The organism is Homoserinimonas flava, from assembly GCF_054969005.1.
On sequence record NZ_JBUEQS010000001.1, the window covers coordinates 1,095,969 to 1,122,845 of the forward strand.

Genomic DNA, 26,877 nt, shown 5'->3' on the forward strand with positions numbered 1-26,877 from the left:
AGAATGACCATGACCACGACAACCGCCGAAGACCTGTTCCCCACCAGGCTCGATGCCCCGAGCCCCTTCATCGCCCGGGAGCAGCCGGCCGTGTGGGGCTCCCCCGCCGATGGCCCATTCTCGGCATCCGAACTGAGCTCGCACGAGGACCGCGGATTCACAATTCTCGACGACTTCATCGACGCCGACGAGGTGCAGCTCTACAGTGACGAACTCGACCGTCTCGCGAGCGACGAATCACTCACGGGCGACCCCCGTGTTGTCACCGAGCGGGCGACGGGCGCGGTGCGCTCCGTGTTCCAGGTCGAGGCGCTGAGCGACCCCATCGCGGCGCTCGCTCGCAACCCGAAGGTGCTCGACCGCGCGCGCCAGATCCTCGGCACCGAGGTGTATCTGCACCAGACGCGGGTCAACTACATGCCAGGGTTTACGGGGACCGGGTTCTACTGGCACTCTGACTTCGAGACCTGGCACGCGGAGGACGGCATGCCCATCCCCCGCGCCGTGAGCCTCTCGGTCGCCCTGACCGACAACTACGCGTACAACGGTGGGCTCATGGTGATGCCGGGCTCGCACCAGACCTTCGTGCCGAGCGTCGGGGCCACCCCCGACGACAACTACAAGGAGTCGCTCAAGGCGCAGGAGGCCGGCGTGCCGAGCCAGGAGGCCATCACCGAGCTCGCCCGGCAGCACGGCATCGAGCAGTTCACCGGCGCGGCAGGCTCGGCACTGTGGTTCGACTCGAACATCATGCACGGCTCCGGCAGCAACATCACGCCGTACCCGCGCTCGAATGTGTTCATGGTGTTCAACAGCGTCGAGAATGCGCTCGTCGAGCCCTTCGCGGCCCGTTCACCGCGCCCGCTCCACGTCGCGAACCGGGACTTCACGCCCGTGAGCTGATCACTCGGCCTCGATCGCCGCCGCGGCGGCCGGGTCTGAGTCCGCAAGGAACTGCGCGAGGCGCTCCACCTCGGGGGTCTCGCCGATGGCCTCGGCGCCGCGGCGTAGGGCGTAGAGCGCCCGCAACACGCCGCGGTTCGGCTCGTGCGACCACGGCACCGGGCCGTGGCCCTTCCAGCCGGCTCGGCGCAGGCTGTCGAGCCCGCGGTGGTAGCCGACCCGCGCAAACGCGTACGACTCGAGCGCACGCCCATCGGCGAACGCCTCGTCCGCGAGCAGGGCCCACGCGAGCGACGAACTCGGGAACGCGATGACAACATCGGATGCCGCGAGTGACGCATCAGCGATGGCGGCGAGCACCTCGGGCTCTTCTGGCAACAGGGTGGGCTCGGGGCCAAGCAGGTTTGTGGTCATGGCTCCACGCTAGCCGCTCCCACCGCTTGCCAGACGGCGGCGGACTGCGCCGAGACCTCCGGGTCGTGCGTCTGCTGCCAATTGCGGCCCCCGCGGGAGAAGGTGTGTTGCACCGCCGGAGGCACGTCGCGCTCAGGCACCGGCCTCGACGCCCAGTGGCACGGGCGCACATGGACGAGATCGACGGCCGCAGCATCCGGTGACGCGTCATAGCTCCAGGCTCCCCCGAGACGGCCGAGGTAGGTGCTGCCGTCGACATCGCGCGTCCATACAAATGCACCCTCGGGCGCCGCCGCGAATCGCTGCACCCGATGCGCCACGCGCTCGTCATGCTCAACGGCGAGCGCCGTGACCGCGTCGCTCAGCGTCGCGGGCGGAGCGCTCAGGGTGCCCCCGAGGCCGCAGACCCCGCGCTCGAGGGCTCGCTCCACCGCGACACCCGCGGCGATATCGTCGCGCCGAGAGCGCATTGGCGCACGGTAGACGGGTGGGTGAGGCATCCGTCTAGTGTTGTCGGCTCCGCCACACCCCACAACCGATGGCGTGCACGACGGGCATTGCTACGCTTCCCCCATGAAGTCACGATGGCTTGATCGGGCAGTGGGGCTCGTTGTCATCGTCGTGATCAGTGTCGCCGCGGTACTGCTGTGGCTCGCGGTGTCGTGGACGCATCCCGCGGCAACACAGCGGCCCACCGAAGGCGTCCTGTTCGGCGTCTGGGAGCTCTTCTACGTCACCTCGGCCCCTTCGACGCGCATCTTGCTCGCCGCCGTTGGTCTCGCGCTCGCAACGGCTGGCATTATCGCGCTGCTCGAGCGCCGAGCCACGACCCATGCGCGCCGCTCTCTCGATTCGGTCGCGAACCCGCTCTCGGCGAAGGTCATCATGGCCGAAACCCACGGCCGGTTCGACGGGCCAGTCACCATCACCGTGCTTATCCCGGCACACAACGAAGAAGCATCGATCACCGCCACGCTCACGTCGTTGCGCTCCCAAACGCACCGACCTGACCGCGTCATCGTCGTTGCAGACAACTGCAGCGATGCGACGGTGTCGCTCGCACGGGAGCAGGGCGTCGAGGTCTTCGAGACGAAGGGCAACACGCAGAAGAAGGCCGGAGCACTCAACCAGGTGCTCCAGGAGGTGCTGCCGAGCCAGGGCAACAACGACATCGTCATGGTGATGGATGCCGACACGACGCTCAATGAGGGATTCCTTGCGGCGGCGGTGTCGGCCTTCACCAACGATCGTGCACTCATGGCAGTCGGGGGGCTCTTCTACGGCGAGGAGGGCTCCGGTATCCTCGGGCAACTCCAGCGCAACGAGTACATCAGGTACTCGCGCGAGATCAGACGACGGCGCGGTCGCGTGTTCATCCTCACCGGCACGGCATCGATGTTTCGGCCCGTTGCCCTGAAAACGGTCGCCGAGCTTCGCGGCAGTGCGTTGCCGGGCACCCACGGCAACGTCTATGACACGGCGGCCCTCACGGAGGACAACGAGCTGACCATCGCGCTCAAGTCGCTCGGCGCACTCATGATCTCTCCCCAGCAGTGCACGGTCGTGACCGAGGTCATGCCGACCATACGCATGCTGTGGCGCCAACGTCTGCGATGGGAGCGGGGTGCCCTCGAGAACATCGGCGCGTATGGCCTCCGACCGCAGACCCTGCGCTACTGGGCGCAACAGCTGGGGCTTGGCTACAGCGTGTTCGCGTTCACCCTCTTCATCGTGTTCATGGCGCTCACGATGCTCGCGGTGAACACCTGGATTTGGTTTCCGTTCTGGCTCAGCATGGGGCTCATCTTCGTCATCGAGCGCATCGTGACGGTGTGGCGGGGCGGGTGGCGCGCTCGGCTGCTCGCCCTCGCGTTCGTTCCCGAGCTGCTCTTCGACTTCATGCTCAACGTGATTTATGTGAAGGGCATCATCGACATTTCGCTCGGCCGGCAGGCCGGCTGGGCGCACCTCAAACGCACCGCGGCGGATGCTGCACAAGGGAGACCGCATGCCTGACCTGCGCACCGGCATCCTGCTGCCCGAGTCGCTTCTCTACTCGGATGTCTTCGCCGTCATGTCGACGGTGGTGGCCATCAACACGATCATGTATGTGGCGCTGTCGCTCGCGAAGATCTTGCCCAAGATCTACCTCAGTGACGTTGCGACGAGCCGCAACCGTCGCACAGAGACTCGCAACATCTACCCCGACGTTTCAGCCTGACGCTGCCGACTCGTCACTCGGGCCAGGCGATCTCAGGCAGGCTCTCGAGCCCGGGCTTCGCCAGCAGATACCCCTGTAGCGGTTGCGCTCATCGACGTTGGCGCTGTGTCGGCCTGCGCTCTCAGTTCACCCTACGTGGGCGCATTGCCCCACAACGCACGAATGCCCCCGGACTCGCCGAGGGCATTTGCACTGCACACGCGGTCTGCGCGCGTGCTACATCAAGTGAAGATGCTGACACCACCGGGGCCAACCAGCAGGCCGAGAACAATGAGGACGATTCCCCACAGCATCTGCCGACGGAAGAGTGCCACGATTCCGGCAATGACGAGTACGACAGCGATGATCCAAAGGAGGGTAGCCATGCTGGTCTCCGTTCCACTCGCGACCGCGGCATCCGGGCGTGGATGCCGAGCTGAGCGAGTATCTGTTTTGTCGGACGCTACCCCTCTGACCGCCGTGCCGTTGAGACGTTCAGGCAATCGTCAGGTTGTGCGGTGCCCGTCGCCCCGCACGTGCGACCGGTCGTGGAGAATGGAGGCACCATGAAGACCACCGACGACATCAACGACTGGCTCTCCGAGCTCAAGACAGAGCGACGCGGCGGGCTCGTGACAAAGCAGATGGTGCTCGGCAACACCGGAGCGATCAGCTCGCTCACGTGGGTGCTCAAGACGAAGCCGGACGACGATGCGGTGCGTCTCAAGATCAACGAGCTGCAGGTGAAGCGCAACGAGACAATGACCGACGAGATGGCGGGCGTCGGTTATGGGGCGATGATCGAGGCACTTAAGTGGGTGCTCCGCGCCGACTGACCAGCGGCTTCGGTCACGGCACGACGGTGCGACCTTCGTCCCACGGCACCGACCACCCCAGCTCATCGAACATGCGCGAAAGCACGATGGCGGTAAAGCCCCACACGAGCGTGTCACCCACGGTGAACGCTGGGCTTGAGACGCTCCGCAGCCGGCCGTCACCGAGTCGGTGCACGACGCTCGCGCGATTGGCGGGGTCGAGCAGGTCGGCCACTGGCACCCGAAACACCTCGACCGCCTCGCGGTGATCGACGGCCGCGACATCCGAGGTCCGCGTCCACCACGCCGGCACGGGGGTGACGATGTTGTTGCTCACCGGCAGCGGCAGGGGCGGCAGCGCGCCGAGGATCTCGACGCCGCTCGGGTCGAGCCCCGTCTCTTCGACGGCCTCGCGCAGGGCCGTCGCCGTGATGTCGGCATCGGATGCTTCGGCTCCCCCACCGGGGAACGCGACCTGCCCCGCATGGTGCCCCATGGTGGCAGCGCGCCGGTGCAACAGCACATCGAGGTCTCGCGCCACCCGGGCGGCGGAATCAGCTGGGTGATCGTCGAGCACGCCAAAGAGCACGAGCACCCCCGCCTGGCGGGCGCGCGTCGGGTCCAGCGCGAAGCGTGCTGGGTCAACCCCCCAGTCGAGCCCGCGGGCGCACAGCGCGGCGAGCTCGGCGCGAGCATCAGCGGCGGGCAGGGACATGCCCGAAGCCTACCGAGGGAGAAACCGCGCCTGCTCCTGCAGGCCGCCCGTAGCTGCAAGTTTGCTCCGCGTGAGGAGTGCCCCGCGAGAGTAGCGTGCGCTGCACAGTCCGCCACGGTGCGAAGGGATCGATTCGATGCGAGCAATGGTGTACCGAGGGCCGTACAAGGTGCGGGTCGAGGAGAAGGACATCCCCAAGATCGAGCATCCGAATGACGCGATCGTGCGGGTGACGCATGCCGCCATCTGCGGCTCGGACCTGCACCTCTACCACGGCATGATGCCCGACACTCGGGTGGGCACGACGTTTGGGCATGAGTTCATCGGCGTCGTCGACCAGGTCGGGCCGTCAGTGCGCAACCTCGCGCCGGGCGATCGCGTCATGGTGCCGTTCAATGTGTATTGCGGCTCGTGCTACTTCTGCGCACGCGGGCTCTACTCGAACTGTCACAACGTGAACCCCAACGCGACGGCGGTCGGCGGGATTTACGGGTACTCGCACACCAGCGGCGGCTATGACGGCGGACAGGCCGAGTTCGTGCGCGTTCCCTTCGCCGACGTCGGCCCCTCGATCATCCCCGATTGGATGGACGAGGAGGATGCCCTGCTTCTGACTGACGCGCTCGCCACGGGCTACTTCGGGGCACAGCTCGGTGACATCGCCGAGGGTGACACGGTCGTCGTGTTCGGTGCAGGCCCGGTAGGGCTCTATGCGGCGAAATCGTCCTGGCTCATGGGCGCGGGACGGGTGATCGTCGTCGACCACCTCGACTACCGCCTCGAGAAGGCCCGCACCTTCGCGCACGCCGAGACCGTCAACTTCAACGAGTACGACGACATCGTCGTCCACATGAAGAAGACGACCGATTACCTCGGGGCGGATGTCGCGATCGACGCGGTCGGCGCCGAAGCCGACGGCAATCTGGTGCAACACATCACCGCGGCCAAACTGAAGCTGCAGGGCGGATCGCCTGTCGCCCTGAACTGGGCCATTGACTCGGTGCGCAAAGGCGGCACGATTTCGGTCATGGGTGCCTACGGTCCGCTGTTCTCAGCGGTCAAGTTCGGAGATGCCATGAACAAGGGGCTCACCCTGCGCATGAACCAATGCCCGGTGAAGCGTCAATGGCCGCGGCTCTTTGAACACATCCAGAACGGCTACCTCAAGCCCAACGACATCGTCACGCACCGCATCCCGCTCGAGCACATCGCCGAGGGGTATCACATCTTCTCGGCGAAGCTTGATGACTGCATCAAGCCCATCATCGTCGCTGGCGCGAGTTGAGAAGGAGAGCGATCATGCCGAACACGCCGTACACCGCACAGGCACCGACTCGTCGTGAGACCAATGACGAGCTCAGGGCGCGCATCCCCGGCTGGGGCGCGGACCTCGATCCCGCCGACCGCCCGGCCGTGCCGAAGGAGCGGTTCGCCCCCGAGGTCACAGGGGCACACTGGGACTTCCCCGAGCGGCAGGAGCAACTGGTGCCCCGCGAACGCTCCATCGAACACCGCTCCGTCACGCCCGTCTTCGGAACGTCAGCCCCCCTGCACGGCGTCTCTGGCGGCATCCGCCGGTTCGCCTACGCGAGGTACAGCGAGGGTCGGGCTGCTCACTGGCTCCTCCTTATCGTGGGAGACCGAGTGGATGCGGTGGGCAGCCACCTGCGCTCCTTCCTCACCCTGCGCCCGGACAATCCGCTGAGCGAGACCGGGGTGGTGGCCGAGTTCACGCACGGCGGCGTGCGGTCCCGACTCGGGCGAGGTCGTGCCGACACGCGGCACACCTGGATCGACCCGATCCTCATCGCCGGGCCATGGATACTCGCGGGAATCATCGCCGTGCGGGTGGGCAAAGCACTGCTCGTCCGACGGCCCTAGGCCGAACGTGATTCAGGGGTGCGATTCAGGCGGCAGTGAGCGAGGCGGCGGGAGCGGATTCGCTCCAGTACTCACCTTCAACTCCGGACCACATGCATTCCGGCTCGGCGCACTCGTAGACGGCGACGAGCGCATCCGACTCGCACCACATCGCGATGCCGACACGCACGGTGTCAGCGGCACACTCGGGGCAGTTCCAGATCTCCATGTCTTGAGAGTAAGCGGCACCACCGACACTGCCCGCGTTGACCGCGGCGTGGCGCGGGCGTGCGCCTGGAGGCTCAGCGGGTGAACTCCGAGTCGGGGTCTGCGGGCATCGGCCACAGGGGCGCCGAGAACTCGGACTCACCCCCGAATCGTGTGTGCTGCATCTCCCCGATCGCCGAGAAATAGCCCGGGACCTCATGACCGATGAGGTGCGCCACGGCGAGGGTGATCGAGCCGTAGTGGTCGCCGTCCTCAGCATGATCGGAGTGTGGCACCCGCACCACGACCTCGCGCTCGCCATCGGGACGCGCACGCAGTGTCACGGTGGGCTCGGCGGCGAGGGCGAGACGAGCTTCGGCAAGTGCAGCATCCTCTCTCGCTCGCTGCGCCGCGACCTTCTCCTCATGCTCCTGGAGCAGGTCCGCCGCACGGTCGGGCGTCTCGAGGATTTCGGCGATGCGCTTGAGCGAGAGCCCGGCGCGGCGCAGGGCGGAGATCCTGGCCGCGCGGAGCACCTGCCACGGCGAGTAGGCGCGGGCCTGAGTCTCACCGTCGATCTGCTCGGGAATGAGAATGCCCTGCTCGTGGTAATGCCGGAGCGCCTTGACGGAGAGGCCGGTGAGTTCGCTGAAGGGGCCGATCGGGATCATGGTTCCAGTGTGGGGGCTCCCCCGATGGGAGGTGCAAGCGCGGCTCCCGCGCCCGCGCGGTACCGTTGACGTATGACGCCTCACACTGCAACCGATTCGACCGAGGCAGTACCCTCCGCCGACGACACCATCACCACCTTCTCCGACCTCGGTCTCAGCGATCAGGTTCTCAAGGCGGTGCGGGATGTTGGCTACGAGATCCCTTCGGCCATCCAGGCCGCCACCATCCCGACCCTGCTCTCGGGTCGCGACGTGGTGGGCCTCGCGCAGACCGGCACCGGCAAGACGGCGGCGTTCGCGCTTCCGATCCTGTCGCGCCTCGATGTGCACCAGAAAACCCCGCAGGCCCTCGTCCTCTCCCCCACCCGTGAGCTTGCCCTGCAGGTGTGTGAGGCGTTCGAGCAGTACGCCGCGCACCTCAAGGGCGTCCACGTGCTGCCGGTCTATGGCGGCCAGGCCTACGGCGTGCAGCTTTCGGCGCTGCGCCGTGGCGTGCATGTCGTCGTCGGCACCCCCGGCCGCATCATGGATCACCTTGCGAAGGGCACGCTCGACCTCTCCGAGCTGAAATACCTTGTGCTCGACGAGGCCGACGAAATGCTCAAGATGGGCTTTGCCGAGGATGTCGAAACGATCCTCGCCGACACGCCAGACGACAAGCAGGTCGCCCTGTTCTCCGCGACGATGCCGGCGCAGATCCGCCGCATCTCCAAGAAGTACCTCAACGATCCAGAAGAGATCACGGTCAAGGCCAAGACCACGACGTCTGCCAACACCACCCAGCGCTACCTCGTGGTCTCATACCCGCAGAAGGTCGACGCCCTCACCCGCATCCTCGAGGTCGAGAACTTCGAGGGCATGATCGTGTTCGTCCGCACCAAGAACGAAACGGAGGCGCTCGCCGAGAAGCTCCGCGCCCGCGGCTATTCTGCGGCGGCGATCAGCGGCGATGTGGCGCAGGCGCAGCGTGAGCGCACGGTCGGCCAGCTCAAGTCGGGCAAGCTCGACATTCTGGTGGCGACGGATGTCGCGGCCCGCGGCCTCGACGTCGACCGCATCAGCCACGTGGTCAACTTCGACATCCCCGTCGACACGGAGTCGTATGTGCACCGCATCGGCCGCACGGGGCGTGCCGGCCGCAGCGGTGCCGCGATCAGCTTCATCACCCCGCGTGAGCGGCGCCTACTGCTCGCGATCGAGAAGGCGACCAGGCAGCCGCTCACCGAAATGCAGTTGCCGAGTGTCGAAGACGTCAATGTGACCCGTCTCGCGCGCTTCGATGATGCAATCACGGCGGCGCTGAGCCAAACGGACCGTATTGCTGCGTTCCGCGACATTGTTGGTCACTATGTGAAGCATCACGACGTGCCTGAGGCCGATGTCGCGGCGGCCCTCGCGGTTGTCTCGCAGGGCGAGACCCCGCTCCTGCTTTCGCCAGAAGAAGTGCGTGCACAGCGCTTCGACCGCGACCGTCCTGAGCGTGGCGAGCGTGAACCCCGTGGCGAACGGCCGGAGCGCCGTCAGCGTGGGGGCGGCAAGCCTATGGCCGCGTACCGCATCGAGGTTGGCAAGCGTCACAAGGTGGAGCCGCGCCAGATCGTTGGAGCTCTCGCCAACGAGGGCGGACTGAGCCGCGAAGATTTCGGGGCGATCAAAATTCTGCCCGACTTCTCGATTGTCGAGCTGCCGGCCGATCTCCCCCGCGATGTGCTCGGGCGCCTCAAGGGCACCCGCATCAGCGGCAGACTCATCGAGATCGCACCCGACCGCGGCCGCCGCCCGAACCGCGAACGCTCGTAGCGTCGCGGCTCGGGCGAACGGATATCGGTCAGCGGCCGGTCATGCGGCGTTGGCTGCCGGTCAGTACCAGCCGACCGCCTGGGACTTCGCCCACGCCCCGCACGGGGTGCCGTAGACGGCCTCGATGTAGTCAAGCCCCCAGGCGATCTGCGTCGTCGGGTTCGTCTGCCAGTCGGCACCGTGACTTGCCATCTTTGAGCCGGGCAGCGCCTGCGGGATGCCGGTGGCACCGCTGGAGGCGTTGAGGGCGTCGACGCGCCAGCCCGACTCTTTCTGCCAGAGGTTGATTAGGCAGCTGGCCTGATCTTCGCCCCAGCCAAACTTGCTCGCCATCATTTCGCGGGCGATCGCCTGAGCACCGGCCGGGGTTTTCGCGGCGGCGGCAGCTGCGGCAGCGGCAGCCTCAGCAGCAGCCTCTTCGGCGGCGATGCGGTCAGCTTCGGCAATCTGCGCTTCCACGACAGGGATGCTGGCCTCCGCCTCAATCACGAGGTCGAAGATTGGCCCTGCTGAGAGCTCCGGAAACTCGGTGAGTGCTTCGACGGTCGCAGCGAGCTCTGAGACATCCGCCTTGCCTGCTGCGGCTGAGATGACCGGTGTCGCCGCGGCGATTGCCGCTTCAGCACGCTCGGCCGCGCGAGCATCGAACTCTGCCTGGTGCTGCTCGAGCCGTTCGGCGGCCGCCTCAGCGACTGCCGCGCGCTCGGCCTCGGCAACCGAGACTTGGACGGCAACGCCCGCACCGGAGAGGACAGCGGCCGCAGCGATCGCGCCGACGACGAGGAAGGCTCTGCGGCGACGCTTGCGCGGGGCGCGTGCGGCGGTGGGAGAGGTGGCGGGTGCGGTGACGGGTGATGAAGTGTTCGTGGGCATGACTTTCTCGCGGTCGAACGCAGACAGTAAGGCGTTCGATGAGGAAGGGCGTCGCGGGTGGACGCGCCGGGGACATGCCAGTGTTCGATGTGAATCTGGGCGAGCCGTGCGAATAGTGGTCACTTTCCCGCCGCGAGCCCGATATTTCAGTACTTTGCCAGGGGTTTTGCACTGAACGGCCAGACAACGGCTTTTGGGTGTGCAAGTGCCTGCGTGACACGGGTGAGGTGAGCGCGTAGGTTGACCTCATGACCCCGCTCCGGAGCATTGCTTACCTCGTCAGCGGCTTGATCGCTGCCGTCGTCGGCGTGTGGACCACGATCGTCGGGGTCGCGAGTGGCCAGCCGGTGACCCTGCTCGGAGGCGTCGCGCTCGCTGTCGTCGGAGGCGTGCTCATCGCGACGTTCGTGCAGCTGCGGACCCGCCGCGGTCTCCGCCAGCCCGCACCCGGCGATCGCGCCCACCTCAGGGGATCAGTGGGTTCCGGCGAAGCACAACGCTCCGGCGGTTCAGGCAGCGGGTTCTTCGGCGACGCCTGACGGTCTACCGAGTCGCGGGTTCGTCGGGCGCTGACTCGTCGGGCGCTGACTCGTCGGGTGCTGACGGCTCCGCCGCCGTCAACACATCGGCCTGCTCATTCTGGCGGCGGCTCGCGAGCAGCAGGGGCACTCCGATGAGTTCCACGAGGCCACCGATCGCGAGCGAAGTGCCGTAGCTCCAGACATCCGCAGCCCTGCCGAGTGCCGGCTGGATGACGACGCCACCGAGACTGCCAAAGAGCGAGTCGAACGAGAGCACGGTGGCGCGCTGCTTCGAGGGGATGAGGTCGTTGAGGTATGCCTGCCGCACCGGGCCTGCGACCGCGAAGACGAAACCCCACACGACAAGCAGCACGACGGCGAACCAGAACACGGTGTTGAGCCCGAGGATCACGAGCACGATCACGCTGGCGATGGATGCCCCGATCACGGTCGTCGTGCGCCGCCGGAACATGCCGCGCAGCCGTGGCGCGAGCAGCCCGCCCCCGATCTGCGCGAGCGAAAGCATGGCGGCGGCAAGACCCGCGACGGAGTATGCAGTGCTGTCGCCGTAGAGCTCAAGCAGGTACGGCTGCAGAGCGTAGAACGCGTAGAAGCCGACGCCCGAGGCGAACGGGGCCGAGAGGATGATGTAGCGCACCGCGCGGCGTCGAAGCCCGTGATCGATCGACTGCGTCAGCACGTTGCGCGTTGCCGCGATGGGCCCGCGAGAGCGGTCGGGGGTGAAACCGAGGTCGCGCATCACGATCAGGGCGAGCACAAACATGAGCACGAGGATGCCGGCACGCAGCAAGAAGGGCACCCCAAGGTCGGTCCACTGGGCGATCACACCGCCGAGCACTGAGCCGACGAACATTGCGATGCCGCCGACGATGAGCCCACGGCCGAACACCGCCTCGAGGCTGCCGGTGTAGCCGGTGAAATGCAGCGCATCCACGAGCCACGCCTGCACAGCGCCCGAGAAGAAGGTGAAGCCGAGCCCGAGCAGCAGCGAGACGAGCGCCCACCAAATGAACGGGGCAGACCACAGCCAGAGCCACCAGTACAGCGCCGTCGTGACCGCGAGCGTGATGGTGCCGAGCAGGTAGGAGGCTTTGCGCCCCACCGTGTCGGCGAGCACCCCGGTCGGGATTTCGAAGATGACCATGCCGACCGTGAAGAAGGCGTTCGCGGCAAACGCCTCGAAGTTGGTGAGCCCTGCGTCGAGCAAGAAGAGAGTGTTGATGCCCCAGATGAGCGAGGCCGCGAGCGTGTTGCCGGTCTCGAGGGTCAAATAGACGCGCTGCACTCGACGCGACGCCGGGTTCACGACGCGCGACCGCCGGATGCGAACCTGCCCGTCACAGCAGCAATCATGAACCCCGCCGCGGCGATGCGCAATCCGCGCTGCTACCGCGCCACGTACACCGAGTTCGTCGAGGTGCCACGGGTGAGAGCGTTGGCGAACTCCACGACGTGGGACTCGACCGAATCGAAGACCTCACCGAGGGTGGCGATGAACTCCGGATGCGGCGGATCATCCGACCACAGGGCGAATGCACCGCCGGGGGCGAGGTGGTGCCGAAGCCTGCGCAGGCCGTCACCCGTATAGAGGTCGGCGTGACTGGGGTCGAGGTGGTGCTCTGTTGAGTGGTCAATGTCGACGATGATCGCGTCGTAACGTCGGTCGACCGTATCCGCCCGCATGAGGGCAAAGAAGTCGGCGACAGTGAGGGTCGTCCGCGGGTCGGCGGTGAGCTCGGTCGAGACGGGCAGCAGCCCGCGCTCGTGCCAGTCGACAACCACATCGATTGCCTCGATCACGGTGAGCGACTGCACCCGCTCGTGTGTCAGCACGGCTTGGGCCGTGTAGCCGAGGCCCAGTCCGCCGACCAGCACGTCGAGCCCTTCGCCCTCGACGGCGGCGAGCCCGAGGTGTGCGAGCTCGATTTCCGCGACCGTGAAGTGGCTCGACATGAGGTGCTCGTCGCCGAGGATTACCTCGAAGACATCCTTCTCGAGCACGAGGTCGAAGCGGCGCCGCAGCGTCAGCTCCCCCATGGGTGTTTGCTGCCAGTCGAGTTCGGCGAATCGTGCGCTCATCCGGTGCCCTGCCTTCCGCCCTTCGGGCACGGTCAAGCCTAAGCGCTGGACACAGTACAGCCAACGCTGTATTAATAGTTCCGTGCTCACCACCTCCGACCGCCTCGATGTCATGCACCGGCTCGGCCGCGCGATGGCCGACCCCACCCGATCCCGCATCCTCATGACACTGCTCGATGGTCCGGCCTACCCCGCTGCGTTAGCCGAAAGCATGCAACTCACCCGCCAGAACGTCTCGAATCACCTCGCATGCCTTCGCGACTGCGGCATCGTCGTCGCCGAGCCGGAAGGTCGCCAGGTGCGCTACAAGATCTCCGACCCGCACCTCACCCGAGCCCTCGGCGACCTCGTCAGTGTCGTTCTCGCTGTCGACGAATCGGCTGAATGTCTCGACAGCGAGTGCACGGTCGCCGGATGCTGCGAGCCGAGAGCGTGAGCGTCAACGCCATCGCCCCCGCACGCAGGGCCACACTGCAGCGGCGCATCCGCCTCATCGTGGCCGCGACCATCACGTACAACGTCATCGAGGCAGTCATCGCGATCGCCGCCGGCACTGTCGCATCCTCGAGCGCGCTCATCGCTTTCGGTCTCGACTCCGTTCTCGAGGTGGTCTCGGCGGCTGCCGTCGCCTGGCAGTTCACCCGCCAGAATCCGGAGCGCTACGAGCAACCAACACTGCGTGTCATCGCCTTCGCGTTCTTCGCCCTCGCCGCATATGTCACGGTCTCGTCGCTACTGTCCCTTATCGGCGCGGTGGACGTTCGCCACTCGACCGTCGGCATAGTGCTCGCCGCCGTCAGCGTGGTCGTCATGCCGGTCCTCTCGCTGGTCGAGCGCCGCACAGGGCAGCAACTCGGATCGGCTACCGCGATCGCCGACTCGAAGCAAACCCTCATCTGCACGTACCTCTCGGCCACCGTCTTGATCGGTCTGCTGCTCAACAGCACGCTCGGCTGGAGTTGGGCAGACGGCATCGCGGGTTTCGTCATCGCGGCGTTCGCCATCCGAGAGGGCGTCGAGGCGTGGCGTGGCGACACATGCGCGACCCCGATCGGCATGCTCCTCGACCAAGATTGACGCTCACGCTGTAACCGATCGGCTCATCCGGACATGATGAAGCATGGACATGCTGCCGCCGAGCGATCGCACGCTGTGGGACGCCGTGCTCGTTGGCGATGGCGAGAGCTTCGGCATACTCTTCGATCGGCATCGTGACCGCGTGTTCCGCCATGCGCTTCGAGCGGTCAGTGATGTCACCGACGCCGAGGATCTCACCGCGTTCCTTGAATTGTGGCGGCGCCGCGCTGCGGTGCGAATTATCGATGACTCCATCCTCCCGTGGCTTCTGGTGACAGCGAACAATGCCGCGCGAAATGTCCGTCGGACTCGTCGCCGTTACGCCCGCCTGCTGGCGCGCATCCCGCGACCAGAACACGCCCCAGATGTGAGCGTGACGTCGGACGAGCGCATCGACAACGCCGACGCCTTCGCGGCTCTCGCAAAGGCCATCGAGGCTCTCCCCCGCCTGGACCGCGACCTGTTGACGCTGACCGCCCTCGAAGGATTCACACTCCAGCAGGCGAGTGAAGCGTTGGGCCTCTCCTACGGTGCCGCGAAGACCAGGATGTCGCGGGCACGCCGTCGACTCAGCGGCCATGCTCCGTCGTCCCGCACCACGCTGACCTCCACGAACACGGAAGGAGCCGCGCCATGACCGAAGACCCCACGCCGACCGAATTTTCACCGGAGCGGAGCGCCGCGATCCGCGGCGAGCTTGTGCGCTCGGTCGAAACGACGATCCGCAAGACCACCGCGCGCCGCGCGCGCTGGGCCCCCGCTCTCGGCCTCGTCCTCGGAGGCGCCCTCCTCGGAGGCGGATTGTCCGCAGCCGCAGTTGCACTCACACAGAATCCTGGCGTTCCTGCGCCGCCCGGGGTCGAACCTGGCGGCGCGATCGTCACGGAACTCGGCACCATCGAGTCATTCGATATTTCGGGCAGTCGCGACATCCCGCTCACCGACATTCCGGCGGGAGCGACCCATGTCCGCGTTGCCGTGATGTGTCTCAGTGCTGGCGTGACTTCGTGGGGGCTCGACGAAGCAGGCAACAACCCCACCTCCACATGCGACGACAGCGATGTGCTCGCCAGCAGCTGGTACGACTTCGCTCTCGCCGAGGGCGATGTGCTCTATGTCGACGTCTCAGATGGTGCCGAGTCGCGTGTATCGCTGCGATACCTCGACAGCGTCGAGACGGCGTGGGGCGTCAACGAGTTGGGTGAGACCTACGGAACACACCGGGAGAGCCTTGGGTCACCCGATCTCACGGCGGCGATCGGGGTGGGGCCGGACGGGGAGCAGGTGGCCGGATATGTGCGAACCGCGTCGCTCGACGACTTCAGTCCCGATCACACAGCGGCACCGACCGACCCCGAGCAGGTCGTGGAAATGCAGGCGGAACGGGAGGCGAAGTATCCGAACGGATGGGATATCCCCCTCTATGCGTCAGACGGGGTGACGCAGCTCGGAACCTTCAGAGTGGGCGGCTAACCAGCAGAACACAAACGGGGCCCAGGTCTCTCGACCGGGGCCCCGCGTGTCACTGCGAGCTGAAGATCAGGCCTCGCTCATGGCCGTCTTCTCAGCCTGACCTTTGGCCGCGTAGAACGCGGCGCGCGCGGCGATGCGGCGCTCCTGCTCAGCCTGGCCGGCATCGAGCACGTCCTGCGGCACCTCCACGTTGGGCACGCGGCTCTTGCCGTTGTACTTCTCGATGTACGCGTCGAGCTCTGGGCCGGACTCCCACGAGGTGATGAGGCAGTAGCGCGGCTCGGTGCCGACGTGGGTGGCGGCGTGCCACAGACGCTGAGTGTCGATGATGAGCTGGGCGCCGGCGGGCAGCGCGATGCGGTATTCGACACTCGGGTCGGTGCGGTTATCGCGGAGGACGAAGAAGCTGTCCTTGTCGTCGGTGAGGTTGAAGAATGCCCGAACAACCCAGCCGGTGCCGTCAGGGTTGAGGCGGTTGTTGTCATCCTGGTGCAGGTTGTACAGCGTCTCGCCGTAGGGGGTCGGCTGCAGTTCGATAACGCGGCAACGGCCGACATTCGATCCGGGCTCCAAGGCACGGCGTGTGAGGGTCGGTGCCTTCTCGACCTGGGAGTCGATCCAGACACCGTCTTTGTCGGTGCGCGGCGGCTTGTGATTCCAGAAGCCGTTCACCTCGATCTCGCCCTTCGCACTGGCGAGCGGTGCGAAGCGGGTCTCTCCGGAGGACTTCCAATCGACGTACTCGATGTCGAGCCACTCCTTGGGGTCGAGCTCCTGGTCATAGCGGTCGAGTACTACATAGCCGGTCTCTTCGAGCGCGGCGGACTTGATGTAACCCATAAGGCGGATCATTCCCTTTCTTTGGGGGCCAGCACGTTTTAACAGGCCCTACTTAGGTCAGCCTAACATCGGCACCCCGCCATACACTGGAGGCTGGATTAACAAGGAGTGAAACCACGCCGATGCACACCGCCACGAACGTCGATGCGACCGCAGTGAACACGATTCGTTGGCTCTCCGCCCCAGATGTGACCATCGTGGTGCCCGTCTACCAGCGCCAGTATCGCTGGGACATCGACGGTTGCGAGCAGCTGCTCGCCGACATCCGTGCGGTCGCCGACGGTGACGACCTGCACACCCACTTCCTCGGTTCAATTCTTTCGACGGCGAGCACGGAGGGTGTGTCGCGCGAGCTCGTGCTCATTGACGGGCAACAGCGCATCACGACCCTCATGCTGCTGGTCGCGGCCCTACATCACACGGTGCTGCAGCATCCGGAGTCGGTGACGGATGCCACGCTCGCCTCGCAGCTCGAGACGGTGCTGGTGCGCGCCGACGACCGTGATCGCACGAAGCTGCGCCCCCATCGCGCGTGGGCAGAACTCTACGAGAGTGTTGTGCTCGCCCGTCGGGCCCCCGGTGAGCTGCGCGATTCACGCTTCGACGACAACTATGCGTTCTTTCGCAGCCAGATCCCCGCCGACGAGGTGCCCCACATCTGGCGCGGCCTCCAACGTCTTGAGCATGTCGCGATCGCTCTCGGTGAGGATGCGAACGCCCAGCAGATTTTCGAGAGTCTCAACTCGACGGGCGCACCGCTGCGTGACCACGAACTCATCCACAACTACGTGCTCATGGGGCTCTCGCATGGGGAGCAGCGCGAAATCGAGGATGCCTTCTGGCTGCCCATCGAGCAGAACACGGGCGATGCGATCGGCGACTTTTGGCGCTACTACCTCATCGCGAAGACGGGGCTCGAGGTTGATGTCGCGATCCCGCGCGCTGTGTACGACGCGTTCCGTCACGAGTTCCCTCGGCTCGACGTGGAGACCCTGCGGGCCCACGCCACGGAATGGCGGGAATTCTCGCAGATCTTCCGCACCCTGTTGCATCCGGCTGACGAGCCAGACACCGAGATCGCTCGACACCTCACGCACCTCACCACGTTCGGCCGAGGGATGCTCCCCCTCGTCATGCAGGCGTACCGCGACTACGCGGAGGGTGTGCTGGCGCGGGATGCCCTGGTCGAGGTGCTCGAGCAGGTGCAGTCGCTGTTGCTGCGTCGTTCGGTCGTCGGCCTGCCCACGAAACGGCTTGTCGCCCGCATGTGCCGCGCTCGCCGTGAGGGGGCGCAGTCGCTGCAGCACGCGCTCGCGCGGGTCACACCGTCGGATGCCCGGGTGCGGGTTGCCCTGAAGTACGGCACGCTCCCCCACGCCGCCTACGTGCTGGGTCGTATCGCGGGGGCCGACACGCTCGACGGTCTCGCGGTCGACCACGTGATGCCGCTCGCCCCGAGCGACACCTGGAGCGGTGGTGGGGAGCGGGCGTGGGGCGACTTCAGCGAAGACGAACAGAACAGTCATCGCGCGCTGGCACCGACCCTCGGCAACCTCACCCTCATCGAGGATGACCTCGCCGAGCGTGTCATCGACGCGCCATTCGGCCAGAAGCGAGCCACCTACGGTCGGAGTGCGGTCGCGCTCACGAGCGAGCTTTCTCGCGTCGACGCCTGGGCGACGACCACGATCTCGGAGCGCACGGCGCGCCTCACCGCCGAGTTTCTCCGCATCTGGCCGACGCCCGCGACCGTGCTCATCGACGACGATGGGCTCACACCCATCCTCGATGCGCAGCGCCGGAGTGGCTGGCCGCGCGGGTGGCAGCGCGAGTTCGAGTATGTCGAGTACCGCGGCGAGCACTGGGAGGTCTACGACGTCAAGTACCTCTTCAACCGGGTGTTCAAACGACTGTGGGCGGATGATCGTGCCGCCGTCGAGGCGTTCAGGGCGCACCGCAGCGGGCCGATCTTCGATGAGCAGGCGTGGAACGGGCACTGGGACCAGCTCGATGACGCCAACTTTCTCTACATGGGCTGGGATTCGAAGTACATGCTCACCGCGCTGCAGGGGCTGCTCGATGAGGCCGGGCTCGCCTCCGAGGTGTTCGTGAAGTACTCCTACATCGGCGACGCGATGTAGCGAACACGCATCGGCGGTCGCACGCCGGCGCACCGGACTGACCGTCGCAGTTGTCCGGCGTGGGCTCTGCGCGATCCTAGACTCGGCAGAGTGAGCACCGACGAGCCGCTCGACCCGCAGACCGACGAGGTGGCCGCCGACCCCGAACGTATTGCTGACGATCCGCCCACACACACCTACCTGTGGGTCCTCCTTTCGGGCTGGGTGCTGGCGACGGAGGCATGGCTGCGGTCACACGGCGACAAACGCCTGCGGCGAGGCATCCGGGCATTCTGGAGTGTTGTGGCGGTTGGTGGCGTCGTGCTGCTCTTCGGCCCGGTCATCAACCCTCCGCTCACGCTGGAGGACATCACCTCGTCGGCCTCGACGGCCACCGACACTTGGATCGCCCGAGACTTTGCAGTCGAGTACACGGTCGATCTGGCCGACGACGGCACGCTTCACACCGAGGTGGAGGAGCGCATCACCGCGTTCTACGGTGATGACGTCACCGAGCGCGGCATCGAACGGGTCATCGCCATTGACTACGAAGGTCACGATCTCGAGCCCTCAGGTGTTTCGGCGACGTTCAACGGCGAGCCGATCAACGTCACGCAGAGCGCTTCAGCGACCCAGCTCACCCTCGAGATCGACACGGGTGAGCAACTTCAGGGAGATCACGAGTTCGTGCTCCGCTACTCACTTGAGCACCTTGCCTACGACACGGTCGATGACGCGACCGGCGAGCCGGTGCAATTGCTCGAGTGGGATGTCTTCGGCCCGTCGTGGCCGCACGCCGTCTCTGGGCTCGAGGTGCGCGTGAATGTGCCCGAGTCGCTCGATGAACGTCTTGTGCGCGAGCCGCGTGGCGTGATCGCCTGGTCGATCGTCAGCGCCGGGGACTGGTTGACCGCCGAAGCTGACAGTCCGGATGGTCGCAGCGTCTACGAGTTCACCAACAGTCAGAATCTTCCGCCGAATGCCGCGGCGTGGTTCTCACTTGTGCTCGAAGCAGACACGGTGGTGCTGCCGCCACGCTCGCCCCTGTATTGGGTGCAAACGTTCGGCCCGTTGGTGCCGCTCGCCTTCCTGGCGCTCACGCTGCTCCTGTCGATCGCCGCACGCGCTGTCGCGTGGAGCGACGCTCGCGGTCGCCCATGGTTTGTTTCGCAGTCGACGCCACCAAAGAACATCACGGTGGGTATGGCGGCACACATCCTGCAGTCGAGGCACACCCTCGAACTTGCCACCACACTGCAAGAGATTCCGACCGACCGACGTCGGCGTCGGGACAACCAGGGCATCCCGAAGGAGCGCCTCCTCGCCATCGGTCGCGCCGCACAACGAACAGGACGGCTTGGCAACCTGCCGCGCGCGCTGGGCAGGTATCTCGGCGCGAATGAGAGCTCCCAGCAATACAAGAACGGTTTGCGTCGGGTGCCGACAGGGTTTGTGCGCGACACGTTCATCGCAGCGCCCCTCGCTCTCACCCTCGTGCAGTGGGGGCTCGTGCGGCAGCTTTCGTATCAGGCACCGCTCGCGATCGTCTGGTGGCCCGTCGCCTTCGTCATCGTCTCCTCAATCATCGCCGTCATCGTGCTCTGGATCACCCTCGGCGCGAACCCGCTCACGCGCAAGGGTGCACTCGTCAAGCAGCACCTGCGAGGCATCCAGGTGTTTGCCGAGCGAACGTTGTTGCTCGAACGTGGCACGCTCCGTGACGAGGTGCTCCCCTACGCCGTGATTTCGGCGGCGCCCCGCGAGGCCGGCGCGGCGATTGCGGAGCGGGTCGAGCAGGAGCTCGGCGGGCGCATCCCTCGGCGCAGCTGGCATACCGCCGACTACCTCACAGTGCCCCGTTTGGCCATCCGTGCGCTCGCGCTGCTTGTGATTGCGGGGGCGATTGTGGTGGCATCCGTCGTGAGCAACCCGCTTGAAGACGATGAGCGGTATCTCGCCTACCGAGGGGATGTGCCCGGCTCGCTCTGGACCCAAGTGGAGTCGTTCAACGCGACCGCCGAACTGGGGCGAGGCGACGACGACCGTGCGCAATTCACCGCGACCGAAACACTCGATGTGCTCTTTGAGGAGGGCGGATCCCTGCCCCCGCAGGTCGTGCGGCAGTGGCTCAACACCGTCGATGGGCAGGCGCTCGACGTAAGCGTGCAACGGGTGCTGATCGATGGGGAGCCGGTTGACTATGTGACTGAGCTCGATGGCGACACCCTCGTCATGCGCACGACCATGGCACAACCCCTCGCCGGCAACCATGAAGTTCGCATCGAATACACGGTTGGTTCTGCCGCCATCGCGGCCGTCGATGGCGAGAGCGGCAACGTTGTCGACCGGATCCGTTGGGCGGCGCTGCTCGACGGGTGGAAGTACGACTACGGCAACAGCGACGGATTCCTCGACCCGCTGCTCATCGAGATCTCGGTGCCAGAAGACCTGTTCGCTGAGGCGACGCAGGCGGGATGGATCACCCTCGACACGGACTCGGCCGAGGATGCCCGTGACTGGCACGACTCGGTGATCCCGTTCGGCGAGACACCTGCCGACCGCGAGGCCGAGGCGCTCGATGAACAGAGCGACACGGTCGACGGGGTGCGCACGTTCACCCTCGAGATTGGGCAGACAGAGAGCGAGAGCTACCCGCGGCTCGCCACAATCGACGATCTCGGGGTCATGTTCGACTTCACGGCTGGCACCTTTGCCGGTCCCGACGATGACGCGCTGCGTGGGGCGCAGGCACAAACCGTCTGGCCGCCGGTCTCCGTGGTCGCGCTTGGCGTGCTCGCACTGCTCCTCGCCCTCTACGGCCTCGTCAGGGTCGGCACCGGCCGCGCGTCAGTCGGCACTCACGGCCCACTGCGAGACCTGCTGCGCTGGCTCGTGCCAGCACTCGCGCTCGCCACGTGCATCCTGTTTGTCTGGCTTTCGGCGAACATTCCCGCGAGCCATTCGTCACTGCCGCCTACCGGCATCGCCACACTGGCTGCGCTCGTCGGCGCCACCATCGCCCTCGTGGTCGGCTGGCGTACGCCAAAAAGGACCTCAGCTGCGCAGGTGTGACGCGCCGTTGAGGTCGAGGATGGCACCGGATGCCCACGCTGCAGCCGGCGAGGCGAGATACACGATCGCGTCGGCAATCTCCTCGGGGGTGCCGACCCGCCCGAACGGGCTCTGACCACGGAGGTCGTCGCCGCGGGCGCCCGCCAGTACGCCCTCCTGACGCTCGGTCGCGGTGAACCCCGGTGCAACCGACGTCACAGCGATGCCGTAGGGTGCGAGCGTCAGCGAAATCGACTGGCCAAACGCGTGCAGCGCGGCCTTCGTGGCGGCGTATGCGGGGTGGTCGGGTTCACCACGGAAGGCGCCGCGCGAGCCGACATTCACCACCGCACCGGGTTCGCCGAGTGCGATGAGCTGCCGCGCAAACGCCCACGTCACATTCGCGGGGCCGACCAGGTTCGTGCGGGTCATCGTGTCCCACGCGTCGCCCCACTGTTCCCACCCGACTTGGTCGATGCGGTGAATGTTCTCCGTCGATGGCGCCATCGCGGCATTATTAACGAGCACCTGCAGCGGCCCAATCGCGGCGACAGCGTCGTCGACCAGCTGCTTCGCCTGCGCCGGGATGCTGAGGTCGCCCCCGACAACAGCGTGCCCGGCACCGTCGAGCGCCGCCACAGTGCGGGCTGCCTCGTCGGGCCGACTCCGGTAGTGCACCGCAACCCGGTAGCCCTGTCGTGCAAACGCGATCGCCGTCGCGCGCCCGATGCCGCGCGACGCGCCCGTCACGAGCACGCCCCGGCTGGTGGCATCCGTCATGGTGGTCCTCCCCGGTGCCGCGCGGTTACGCCCGTCGGGACTGCCGATCTGTTTCTAGCGCGGGGAGATCAGCGAACGACAGCCACGGGGCATTGGGCACTCTGCAGTACTGACTGCGTGACCGAGCCGAGCAGCAACGCGCTGATCGGGCTGCGGCCTCGAGTCCCGATTACCAAAAGGTCGGCTTCGCGGCTCGCTTCAGCAAGTTTCTCGGGCGCAGCACCCCGCACATGCTCAACATCGACACCCACCTCGCCGCCTGCTGAGATCGACGCGAGCGCTGCTTCGACCTTCTCGTCGCCGGCCTCACCCTTCTCATTGTGAACATGGAGCGCGCGGACACGGCCCCCGGTCGCCTTCGCATGCCGCTGAGCAAATGCCAGTGCCTTGAGGCTGTGCTCAGAACCGTCGATTCCAACGATGATCAGGCCCGTCCGTGCCGTGTGCTGTTCGCGAATGACCACCACGGGTCCGGGGGCGTGTCGGGTCACATACTGGCTCACCGAACCGTTTACCATGCTCTGGAGCGGCCCCTGAGTGCGAGCACCGAGCACCGTGAGGTATGCCGTCTCCGCCTCATTCACCAGCGCCTCACCGGGTGAGCCGAGCACCGTAACTACAGAAGTTGCTGGTGCCTTCGCCGATTCGAGAATTCGCTCGAGTTCATCCGTGACAAAGCCCGCTTGGTGCTCCCTCGGCACGTCGGGCACATCGGCCACATAGAGGGCCGAGACGAGAACGTGGAGCGGCAAAGAGAGTTGAGCGGCCAGGTTATCGGCCCAGGTCAAGGCAATTTTGCTGTGTTCAGATCCACCGTATCCAAGAAGCACAGCGTTCGCAGGCGTAGTCATGGCTGCACACTAACACGACGTGAAGGTTGCACATTGGTGACCTCTCTATTGCTTAGCGCTGCAGGAGGGCGTCGAGGCCGACGGCCATGGCAGCGGCGAGCCTGAAGTCGATGCGGGCGTCGGGCACGGTGACGGTGTAGCGATCGCGGAGCGACATCTGGCGTTCGCTCGACATGACGATCTGGCCGCTGCCCTTGTCGGTGAAGTCGAAGTGGAAGGCGAACGGCAGGTCGACGAAGCGGCGAATGATCGCGATCGCCTGATTGCGTTCCTGTCCGTGGGCAGCAATGCCGGGGGCCCCGAGGTTGAAGCTGGAGCGCAGCAGGCTCGCCGCGAAGTCTTTCTGGAACCAGCCGATCGGGTTGCCTGACGCGTCGAAGACGTCGTAGACCGCCGCCAGGTCGAGCGCCTGTCGTGCCTTGAACGAGAACACCGGCTGAGTGCGAGCCTCGTCGGCAAAGAAGGTGACCTGCTCTTTGAACGCGAGTCGCTTCTGCTGCGCGATCGCGATGATCGCCCCCTCACTGCCGTCGGCGTTCGCGGCACGGATCTCGTAGCGGTTCACCATCATGGTGATCTTCTGCTTCACGAAGAACCGCGGGCGGTGGTCGATTCCCCCGGCGGGGGTCGACAGCGGTGCGGGAGGAGTATCGGTCATGCGGCGAGTCTAGGGGCGGCGTTTACTGCGAGTGTTTAGTCCCGGCTCCGACCCGGCTGAGGATGGCGATTCCCCGCTCCAAGGGGCCCTGCCCGAGCGTCGCCCTCCAGACGGATGCGAGCACGAGCGTCACGATCGTGAAGATCGTCCAGGTTGTCGCATCCGGCGCCCACCCGACCGGGTCGAGCACATACCAGCCTGCAAGCACGAGCACGTGCACGGTGTAGACCGTCAGCGGCATGGCTCCCGCAGCCGCGAGGGGATACAGCACGCGCCCGATCACCGCGCCCGCTGCGCCAATTCGATCGGATGTCGCCCACACCAGCGCCGCGACGGTGACAGCCGCACACCCGAGCGCGGAGAGCTGGTTCGCCAGCGCTCCGGGCCACGTGTCAAGCGTTCCACTGGGATCGAGCGCACCCACGACTGCGAGCCCACCGACGAAGACGACCGATCCCGCTCCCGCCATCCATGCCTGCGTGAGCGGTCGGGTGAGGTCGAGCCGGGCCAGCACGAAGCCCGCCGCGATCGCCGGCAGCCAGATGACGAGCGGATACGATCCGGTGAACAGCCAGCTCAGTGTTTGCCCGACCACGACCCGCGCCGTCTCGCTTTCGTTGCCGGTCCACGCAGGAGGGCGGCCGATGCCCTCCGCAAGGGCGACATGGCCGGCGACGATCCCGACCGCCGCGCCACCGACGAGCCATCCGCTGCGCACGAACAGCAGGGGAATCATGAGAAGAAACAGCAGCCCCCACTCGTCGATCACGATGCTCACGCCGGAGAAGAAGGTCTGGAGCAGAAGCCCGAGACCGAGCAGCACGATGCCGCGGATCGCGATCTGTCGTCGAACCTCCATGCGCTGAGCACCGGATGCACGGGGCGCACGTGCCACGAGCAACCCCAGCGAGATCCCGCCAACGAGGGCGAAGAGCATCCGCGGCCGGGTGCCGCCAGCCAGTTCGTCGAGCACAACAAACGCACCCTCGGGGTCGCTCACCGAGATGGTGTGCGCGGTGAACATCCCAAGCACGGCGATGCCACGGGCGATATCGAGCCCGCGGATGCGCGTGTCGGGTGTTCGCATCACCCCAGTCTCACTGATTGCTCGGCCCCGCAGAAGATTTCCGCAGCGACATGCGCGGGGTCTTCATACAATGATTTCAGCGGTCTCCGTTGGACTCTTTCTGGTGCTTCTTGCGGCAGCCGATCACCCTCAGCTGGCGACGCTGAGCGCACCCAGAAAGGGCGGCGGCCATATGAGCAGCACAGACGACATGCGCGGCGCTGACGAAGAAGCGCTCTCCGCACCCCCGAAGCCCGTCGAAACACCGGCGGGCGGTCCGCGCACGTTCGCGCAGGTGCTGGTGAACACTGCGGTCGCCAACGTGACGACGAGCTTCCTGTGGTTCGCCCTGACGTTCTGGGTCTACCTTGAGACGCGCTCGGTGCTTGCTACCGGCATTATCGGTGGCGCATACATGTTGTTTGTCGCACTGTTCTCTATGGCATTCGGCACCATCGTGGACCGGCATCGCAAGCATCCGGTGATGGTGTTCGCGGGCGTGGTCACCCTCATCGCATTCGGCATCAGCGGCGCGCTCTACTTCGCGTTCCCTGAGTCGACCCTGCTCGACATCGGTGGGCCAATGTTCTGGCTGTTCACCGGGATCATCCTTTTCGGGGCCGTCATCGAGAACATGCGCAACATTGCGCTCTCGACGACCGTGACCCTCCTTATCCCGGTTGAGCGGCACGCCAATGCGAACGGGCTGGTCGGCACGGTGCAGGGGCTCGCCTTCATGGTGACGAGTGTGTTCAGCGGGCTCGCGATCGGGTTGCTCGGCATGGGATGGACGCTCCTGATCGCCATCGCCCTCTCCGCGGCGGCCCTCGTGCACCTACTCTTCCTCCGAATCCCTGAGGAGCAGCCACACGACGATGGCGAGCGGCGACCCTTCGTCGACCTGCGGGGCAGCATCACGGCAGTGCGCGCCGCAACAGGGCTCTTCGCGCTCATCATCTTCTCGACGTTCAACAACTTCATCGGCGGCGTATATATGGCGCTCATGGATCCGTATGGCCTCGAGCTCTTTCCCGTCGAGATGTGGGGCATTGTGCTCGGCATTACCTCCACGGGATTCATTGTCGGTGGTCTGTTGATCGCGAAGTTCGGTCTCGGACGCAACCCAATTCGCACGATGCTGCTGCTCGTCATCCTTATGGGTGTCATCGGCGCGCTCTTCACGATTCGCGAATGGTGGTGGCTCTACGTCGCGGGCATCTGGATCTACATGACGCTCATCCCCGCCGTCGAGGCGTCAGAGCAGACGGTGATTCAGAAGGTGGTGCCGTTTCGCGAACAGGGCCGCGTGTTCGGCTTCGCTGCTGCGTTCGAGTCGGCGGCGGCCCCCATCACGGCATTCCTTATTGCGCCGATCGCCGAGTTCTTCATCATCCCGTTCATGAATTCGGATGCTGGGCGTGAGAGTCTCGGCTGGTTGCTGGGCGACGGCGTGGCCCGAGGCATCGCGCTAGTGTTCCTCGTTGCGGGCGTCTTGATGGTGCTCGCAGCGATCGGCGCGTTTTTCACGAAGTCGTACCGTCGCATCTCGGCGCAATACCTCGACCAGGCCGAGTCGGTTCCTGACGAAGACCTCCCGGACATCCCGGCGAACGCTCAATTGCGGGGGTAGTTCGCGCGTCAGCGTGCAGCCGCATTTGAGCGGCTGAGGATTCAAGAAACAGCGCGCGTTTCGTTTGCGCAACATCTGCAATGCACAGTACAGTACAGTGCGTTCAGGTAGTCCTGAGGAGTGCACGGTTGCGCACCTCGCGATGACCGCGTCGTAGGCCCGAACGCACCGATCCTGCTTTGCATCTACGATGCATCCAGCACCACCCGACCTCCGCAGTGCATGTGCGCTTCGGAAACCAATGAGGAGTTT

At 65.9% G+C, this 26,877-nt stretch carries 29 protein-coding genes; 15 read left to right on the forward strand and 14 right to left on the reverse strand.

Annotated features, from left to right (window positions below):
* Nucleotides 1-3 precede the first annotated feature (3 nt).
* Nucleotides 4-903, forward strand: coding sequence for an ectoine hydroxylase (gene thpD / locus ACY48M_RS05180; RefSeq protein WP_462819155.1), 900 nt, complete (start codon nucleotides 4-6; stop codon nucleotides 901-903).
* Here thpD and ACY48M_RS05185 read toward each other — a convergent pair whose 3' ends face one another.
* Both ACY48M_RS05185 and ACY48M_RS05190 read right to left on the reverse strand, forming a co-directional pair.
* Entirely contained in the window at nucleotides 904-1,317 is a 414-nt protein-coding gene (locus ACY48M_RS05185; RefSeq protein WP_462819156.1) for a DUF3151 domain-containing protein, read from the reverse strand. It lies immediately after the preceding gene.
* On the reverse strand, nucleotides 1,314-1,787 hold the full coding sequence (locus ACY48M_RS05190; protein ID WP_462819157.1) for a GAF domain-containing protein: 474 nt from the start codon (nucleotides 1,785-1,787) through the stop codon (nucleotides 1,314-1,316). Before ACY48M_RS05190 ends, ACY48M_RS05185 begins: the two co-directional genes overlap by 4 nt.
* 103 nt (nucleotides 1,788-1,890) lie before the next feature.
* On the opposite strand from ACY48M_RS05190, the gene ACY48M_RS05195 reads away from it, so the two are divergent.
* Nucleotides 1,891-3,333 carry a glycosyltransferase family 2 protein gene (locus ACY48M_RS05195; protein WP_462819158.1) on the forward strand — a complete coding sequence of 481 codons (1,443 nt, stop codon included), beginning with the start codon at nucleotides 1,891-1,893 and terminating at the stop codon, nucleotides 3,331-3,333.
* Nucleotides 3,326-3,538, forward strand: coding sequence for a hypothetical protein (locus tag ACY48M_RS05200; protein WP_462819159.1), 213 nt, complete (start codon nucleotides 3,326-3,328; stop codon nucleotides 3,536-3,538). Before ACY48M_RS05195 ends, ACY48M_RS05200 begins: the two co-directional genes overlap by 8 nt.
* 221 nt (nucleotides 3,539-3,759) lie before the next feature.
* On the opposite strand, the gene ACY48M_RS05205 is transcribed toward ACY48M_RS05200, so the two are convergent.
* Entirely contained in the window at nucleotides 3,760-3,903 is a 144-nt protein-coding gene (locus tag ACY48M_RS05205; RefSeq protein ID WP_462819160.1) for a GPGG-motif small membrane protein, read from the reverse strand.
* 180 nt (nucleotides 3,904-4,083) lie between these two features.
* On the opposite strand from ACY48M_RS05205, the gene ACY48M_RS05210 reads away from it, so the two are divergent.
* Nucleotides 4,084-4,353 (forward strand): hypothetical protein, encoded by a 270-nt coding sequence (locus ACY48M_RS05210; protein WP_462819161.1) that lies wholly within the window; start codon nucleotides 4,084-4,086, stop codon nucleotides 4,351-4,353.
* A gap of 13 nt (nucleotides 4,354-4,366) precedes the next feature.
* On the opposite strand, the gene ACY48M_RS05215 is transcribed toward ACY48M_RS05210, so the two are convergent.
* Nucleotides 4,367-5,047 carry an NUDIX hydrolase gene (locus ACY48M_RS05215; protein WP_462819162.1) on the reverse strand — a complete coding sequence of 227 codons (681 nt, stop codon included), beginning with the start codon at nucleotides 5,045-5,047 and terminating at the stop codon, nucleotides 4,367-4,369.
* 136 nt (nucleotides 5,048-5,183) lie between these two features.
* Here ACY48M_RS05215 and ACY48M_RS05220 point away from each other — a divergent pair, with 136 nt between their 5' ends.
* Nucleotides 5,184-6,332, forward strand: coding sequence for a zinc-dependent alcohol dehydrogenase (locus ACY48M_RS05220; protein WP_462819163.1), 1,149 nt, complete (start codon nucleotides 5,184-5,186; stop codon nucleotides 6,330-6,332).
* Between the two features lie 14 nt (nucleotides 6,333-6,346).
* Nucleotides 6,347-6,928 carry a hypothetical protein gene (locus ACY48M_RS05225; protein ID WP_462819164.1) on the forward strand — a complete coding sequence of 194 codons (582 nt, stop codon included), beginning with the start codon at nucleotides 6,347-6,349 and terminating at the stop codon, nucleotides 6,926-6,928.
* A 25-nt stretch (nucleotides 6,929-6,953) separates the two neighbouring features.
* On the opposite strand, the gene ACY48M_RS05230 is transcribed toward ACY48M_RS05225, so the two are convergent.
* Nucleotides 6,954-7,136 carry a hypothetical protein gene (locus tag ACY48M_RS05230; RefSeq protein WP_462819165.1) on the reverse strand — a complete coding sequence of 61 codons (183 nt, stop codon included), beginning with the start codon at nucleotides 7,134-7,136 and terminating at the stop codon, nucleotides 6,954-6,956.
* 73 nt (nucleotides 7,137-7,209) lie between these two features.
* On the reverse strand, nucleotides 7,210-7,785 hold the full coding sequence (locus ACY48M_RS05235; protein WP_462819166.1) for a MerR family transcriptional regulator: 576 nt from the start codon (nucleotides 7,783-7,785) through the stop codon (nucleotides 7,210-7,212).
* A gap of 72 nt (nucleotides 7,786-7,857) precedes the next feature.
* Between ACY48M_RS05235 and ACY48M_RS05240 the strand changes: the two genes are divergently transcribed.
* On the forward strand, nucleotides 7,858-9,585 hold the full coding sequence (locus ACY48M_RS05240) for a DEAD/DEAH box helicase (RefSeq protein ID WP_462819167.1): 1,728 nt from the start codon (nucleotides 7,858-7,860) through the stop codon (nucleotides 9,583-9,585).
* A 60-nt stretch (nucleotides 9,586-9,645) separates the two neighbouring features.
* Here ACY48M_RS05240 and ACY48M_RS05245 read toward each other — a convergent pair whose 3' ends face one another.
* Nucleotides 9,646-10,458, reverse strand: coding sequence for an aggregation-promoting factor C-terminal-like domain-containing protein (locus tag ACY48M_RS05245; RefSeq protein WP_462819168.1), 813 nt, complete (start codon nucleotides 10,456-10,458; stop codon nucleotides 9,646-9,648).
* 248 nt (nucleotides 10,459-10,706) lie between these two features.
* Here ACY48M_RS05245 and ACY48M_RS05250 point away from each other — a divergent pair, with 248 nt between their 5' ends.
* Nucleotides 10,707-10,997 carry a hypothetical protein gene (locus ACY48M_RS05250; RefSeq protein ID WP_462819169.1) on the forward strand — a complete coding sequence of 97 codons (291 nt, stop codon included), beginning with the start codon at nucleotides 10,707-10,709 and terminating at the stop codon, nucleotides 10,995-10,997.
* 4 nt (nucleotides 10,998-11,001) lie between these two features.
* Here ACY48M_RS05250 and ACY48M_RS05255 read toward each other — a convergent pair whose 3' ends face one another.
* Both ACY48M_RS05255 and ACY48M_RS05260 read right to left on the reverse strand, forming a co-directional pair.
* Complete coding sequence (locus ACY48M_RS05255) at nucleotides 11,002-12,306, reverse strand: MFS transporter (RefSeq protein ID WP_462819170.1); 1,305 nt, start codon at nucleotides 12,304-12,306, stop codon at nucleotides 11,002-11,004.
* A gap of 80 nt (nucleotides 12,307-12,386) precedes the next feature.
* On the reverse strand, nucleotides 12,387-13,079 hold the full coding sequence (locus ACY48M_RS05260; protein WP_462819171.1) for a spermidine synthase: 693 nt from the start codon (nucleotides 13,077-13,079) through the stop codon (nucleotides 12,387-12,389).
* Nucleotides 13,080-13,161: 82 nt separating this feature from the next.
* Between ACY48M_RS05260 and cmtR the strand changes: the two genes are divergently transcribed.
* The 4 genes from cmtR to ACY48M_RS05280 are packed head-to-tail and all read left to right on the forward strand — an operon-like array spanning nucleotide 13,162 to nucleotide 15,629.
* Complete coding sequence (cmtR, locus tag ACY48M_RS05265; RefSeq protein WP_462819172.1) at nucleotides 13,162-13,515, forward strand: Cd(II)/Pb(II)-sensing metalloregulatory transcriptional regulator CmtR; 354 nt, start codon at nucleotides 13,162-13,164, stop codon at nucleotides 13,513-13,515.
* Complete coding sequence (locus ACY48M_RS05270) at nucleotides 13,494-14,156, forward strand: cation efflux transmembrane domain-containing protein (protein ID WP_462819173.1); 663 nt, start codon at nucleotides 13,494-13,496, stop codon at nucleotides 14,154-14,156. Before cmtR ends, ACY48M_RS05270 begins: the two co-directional genes overlap by 22 nt.
* Nucleotides 14,157-14,199: 43 nt before the next feature.
* Entirely contained in the window at nucleotides 14,200-14,793 is a 594-nt protein-coding gene (locus ACY48M_RS05275; RefSeq protein ID WP_462819174.1) for an RNA polymerase sigma factor, read from the forward strand.
* Nucleotides 14,790-15,629: a hypothetical protein gene (locus ACY48M_RS05280; RefSeq protein WP_462819175.1), complete on the forward strand. Its 840-nt coding sequence runs from the start codon at nucleotides 14,790-14,792 to the stop codon at nucleotides 15,627-15,629. Before ACY48M_RS05275 ends, ACY48M_RS05280 begins: the two co-directional genes overlap by 4 nt.
* A gap of 66 nt (nucleotides 15,630-15,695) precedes the next feature.
* On the opposite strand, the gene ACY48M_RS05285 is transcribed toward ACY48M_RS05280, so the two are convergent.
* The gene (locus ACY48M_RS05285) at nucleotides 15,696-16,469 is read right to left on the reverse strand and encodes a hypothetical protein (RefSeq protein WP_462819176.1); all 774 of its coding nucleotides are present in this window, start codon (nucleotides 16,467-16,469) and stop codon (nucleotides 15,696-15,698) included.
* Between the two features lie 122 nt (nucleotides 16,470-16,591).
* Here ACY48M_RS05285 and ACY48M_RS05290 point away from each other — a divergent pair, with 122 nt between their 5' ends.
* Entirely contained in the window at nucleotides 16,592-18,610 is a 2,019-nt protein-coding gene (locus ACY48M_RS05290) for a DUF262 domain-containing protein (protein ID WP_462819177.1), read from the forward strand.
* 90 nt (nucleotides 18,611-18,700) lie between these two features.
* Nucleotides 18,701-21,661, forward strand: a complete 2,961-nt coding sequence (locus tag ACY48M_RS05295; protein ID WP_462819178.1) for a DUF2207 domain-containing protein — start codon at nucleotides 18,701-18,703, stop codon at nucleotides 21,659-21,661.
* Here the strand turns inward: ACY48M_RS05295 and ACY48M_RS05300 are convergent.
* The 4 genes from ACY48M_RS05300 to ACY48M_RS05315 form a co-directional block, all read right to left on the reverse strand.
* Entirely contained in the window at nucleotides 21,644-22,420 is a 777-nt protein-coding gene (locus ACY48M_RS05300; protein ID WP_462819179.1) for an SDR family NAD(P)-dependent oxidoreductase, read from the reverse strand. The genes ACY48M_RS05295 and ACY48M_RS05300 overlap by 18 nt on opposite strands.
* Before the next feature lie 68 nt (nucleotides 22,421-22,488).
* A complete protein-coding gene (locus ACY48M_RS05305) occupies nucleotides 22,489-23,271 on the reverse strand; it encodes a universal stress protein (protein WP_462819180.1) in 783 nt (260 codons plus the stop codon).
* Nucleotides 23,272-23,323: 52 nt separating this feature from the next.
* Nucleotides 23,324-23,929: an LURP-one-related family protein gene (locus tag ACY48M_RS05310; protein ID WP_462819181.1), complete on the reverse strand. Its 606-nt coding sequence runs from the start codon at nucleotides 23,927-23,929 to the stop codon at nucleotides 23,324-23,326.
* Between the two features lie 22 nt (nucleotides 23,930-23,951).
* Nucleotides 23,952-25,016 carry a DUF418 domain-containing protein gene (locus tag ACY48M_RS05315; RefSeq protein WP_462819182.1) on the reverse strand — a complete coding sequence of 355 codons (1,065 nt, stop codon included), beginning with the start codon at nucleotides 25,014-25,016 and terminating at the stop codon, nucleotides 23,952-23,954.
* Between the two features lie 172 nt (nucleotides 25,017-25,188).
* Between ACY48M_RS05315 and ACY48M_RS05320 the strand changes: the two genes are divergently transcribed.
* Nucleotides 25,189-26,625, forward strand: coding sequence for an MFS transporter (locus tag ACY48M_RS05320; protein WP_462819183.1), 1,437 nt, complete (start codon nucleotides 25,189-25,191; stop codon nucleotides 26,623-26,625).
* The last annotated feature ends 252 nt before the right edge of the window (nucleotides 26,626-26,877 follow it).

What these genes read in the sequence shown, in the direction of transcription:
- thpD (WP_462819155.1), top strand. Translation starts at nt 4, where the DNA reads ATGACCATGACCACGACAACCGCCGAAGACCTGTTCCCCACCAGGCTC.
- ACY48M_RS05185 (WP_462819156.1), bottom strand. Translation starts at nt 1,317, where the DNA reads ATGACCACAAACCTGCTTGGCCCCGAGCCCACCCTGTTGCCAGAAGAG.
- ACY48M_RS05190 (WP_462819157.1), bottom strand. Translation starts at nt 1,787, where the DNA reads ATGCGCTCTCGGCGCGACGATATCGCCGCGGGTGTCGCGGTGGAGCGA.
- ACY48M_RS05195 (WP_462819158.1), top strand. Translation starts at nt 1,891, where the DNA reads ATGAAGTCACGATGGCTTGATCGGGCAGTGGGGCTCGTTGTCATCGTC.
- ACY48M_RS05200 (WP_462819159.1), top strand. Translation starts at nt 3,326, where the DNA reads ATGCCTGACCTGCGCACCGGCATCCTGCTGCCCGAGTCGCTTCTCTAC.
- ACY48M_RS05205 (WP_462819160.1), bottom strand. Translation starts at nt 3,903, where the DNA reads ATGGCTACCCTCCTTTGGATCATCGCTGTCGTACTCGTCATTGCCGGA.
- ACY48M_RS05210 (WP_462819161.1), top strand. Translation starts at nt 4,084, where the DNA reads ATGAAGACCACCGACGACATCAACGACTGGCTCTCCGAGCTCAAGACA.
- ACY48M_RS05215 (WP_462819162.1), bottom strand. Translation starts at nt 5,047, where the DNA reads ATGTCCCTGCCCGCCGCTGATGCTCGCGCCGAGCTCGCCGCGCTGTGC.
- ACY48M_RS05220 (WP_462819163.1), top strand. Translation starts at nt 5,184, where the DNA reads ATGCGAGCAATGGTGTACCGAGGGCCGTACAAGGTGCGGGTCGAGGAG.
- ACY48M_RS05225 (WP_462819164.1), top strand. Translation starts at nt 6,347, where the DNA reads ATGCCGAACACGCCGTACACCGCACAGGCACCGACTCGTCGTGAGACC.
- ACY48M_RS05230 (WP_462819165.1), bottom strand. Translation starts at nt 7,136, where the DNA reads ATGGAGATCTGGAACTGCCCCGAGTGTGCCGCTGACACCGTGCGTGTC.
- ACY48M_RS05235 (WP_462819166.1), bottom strand. Translation starts at nt 7,785, where the DNA reads ATGATCCCGATCGGCCCCTTCAGCGAACTCACCGGCCTCTCCGTCAAG.
- ACY48M_RS05240 (WP_462819167.1), top strand. Translation starts at nt 7,858, where the DNA reads ATGACGCCTCACACTGCAACCGATTCGACCGAGGCAGTACCCTCCGCC.
- ACY48M_RS05245 (WP_462819168.1), bottom strand. Translation starts at nt 10,458, where the DNA reads ATGCCCACGAACACTTCATCACCCGTCACCGCACCCGCCACCTCTCCC.
- ACY48M_RS05250 (WP_462819169.1), top strand. Translation starts at nt 10,707, where the DNA reads ATGACCCCGCTCCGGAGCATTGCTTACCTCGTCAGCGGCTTGATCGCT.
- ACY48M_RS05260 (WP_462819171.1), bottom strand. Translation starts at nt 13,079, where the DNA reads ATGAGCGCACGATTCGCCGAACTCGACTGGCAGCAAACACCCATGGGG.
- ACY48M_RS05270 (WP_462819173.1), top strand. Translation starts at nt 13,494, where the DNA reads ATGCTGCGAGCCGAGAGCGTGAGCGTCAACGCCATCGCCCCCGCACGC.
- ACY48M_RS05275 (WP_462819174.1), top strand. Translation starts at nt 14,200, where the DNA reads ATGGACATGCTGCCGCCGAGCGATCGCACGCTGTGGGACGCCGTGCTC.
- ACY48M_RS05280 (WP_462819175.1), top strand. Translation starts at nt 14,790, where the DNA reads ATGACCGAAGACCCCACGCCGACCGAATTTTCACCGGAGCGGAGCGCC.
- ACY48M_RS05285 (WP_462819176.1), bottom strand. Translation starts at nt 16,469, where the DNA reads ATGGGTTACATCAAGTCCGCCGCGCTCGAAGAGACCGGCTATGTAGTA.
- ACY48M_RS05290 (WP_462819177.1), top strand. Translation starts at nt 16,592, where the DNA reads ATGCACACCGCCACGAACGTCGATGCGACCGCAGTGAACACGATTCGT.
- ACY48M_RS05300 (WP_462819179.1), bottom strand. Translation starts at nt 22,420, where the DNA reads ATGACGGATGCCACCAGCCGGGGCGTGCTCGTGACGGGCGCGTCGCGC.
- ACY48M_RS05305 (WP_462819180.1), bottom strand. Translation starts at nt 23,271, where the DNA reads ATGACTACGCCTGCGAACGCTGTGCTTCTTGGATACGGTGGATCTGAA.
- ACY48M_RS05310 (WP_462819181.1), bottom strand. Translation starts at nt 23,929, where the DNA reads ATGACCGATACTCCTCCCGCACCGCTGTCGACCCCCGCCGGGGGAATC.
- ACY48M_RS05315 (WP_462819182.1), bottom strand. Translation starts at nt 25,016, where the DNA reads ATGCGAACACCCGACACGCGCATCCGCGGGCTCGATATCGCCCGTGGC.
- ACY48M_RS05320 (WP_462819183.1), top strand. Translation starts at nt 25,189, where the DNA reads ATGAGCAGCACAGACGACATGCGCGGCGCTGACGAAGAAGCGCTCTCC.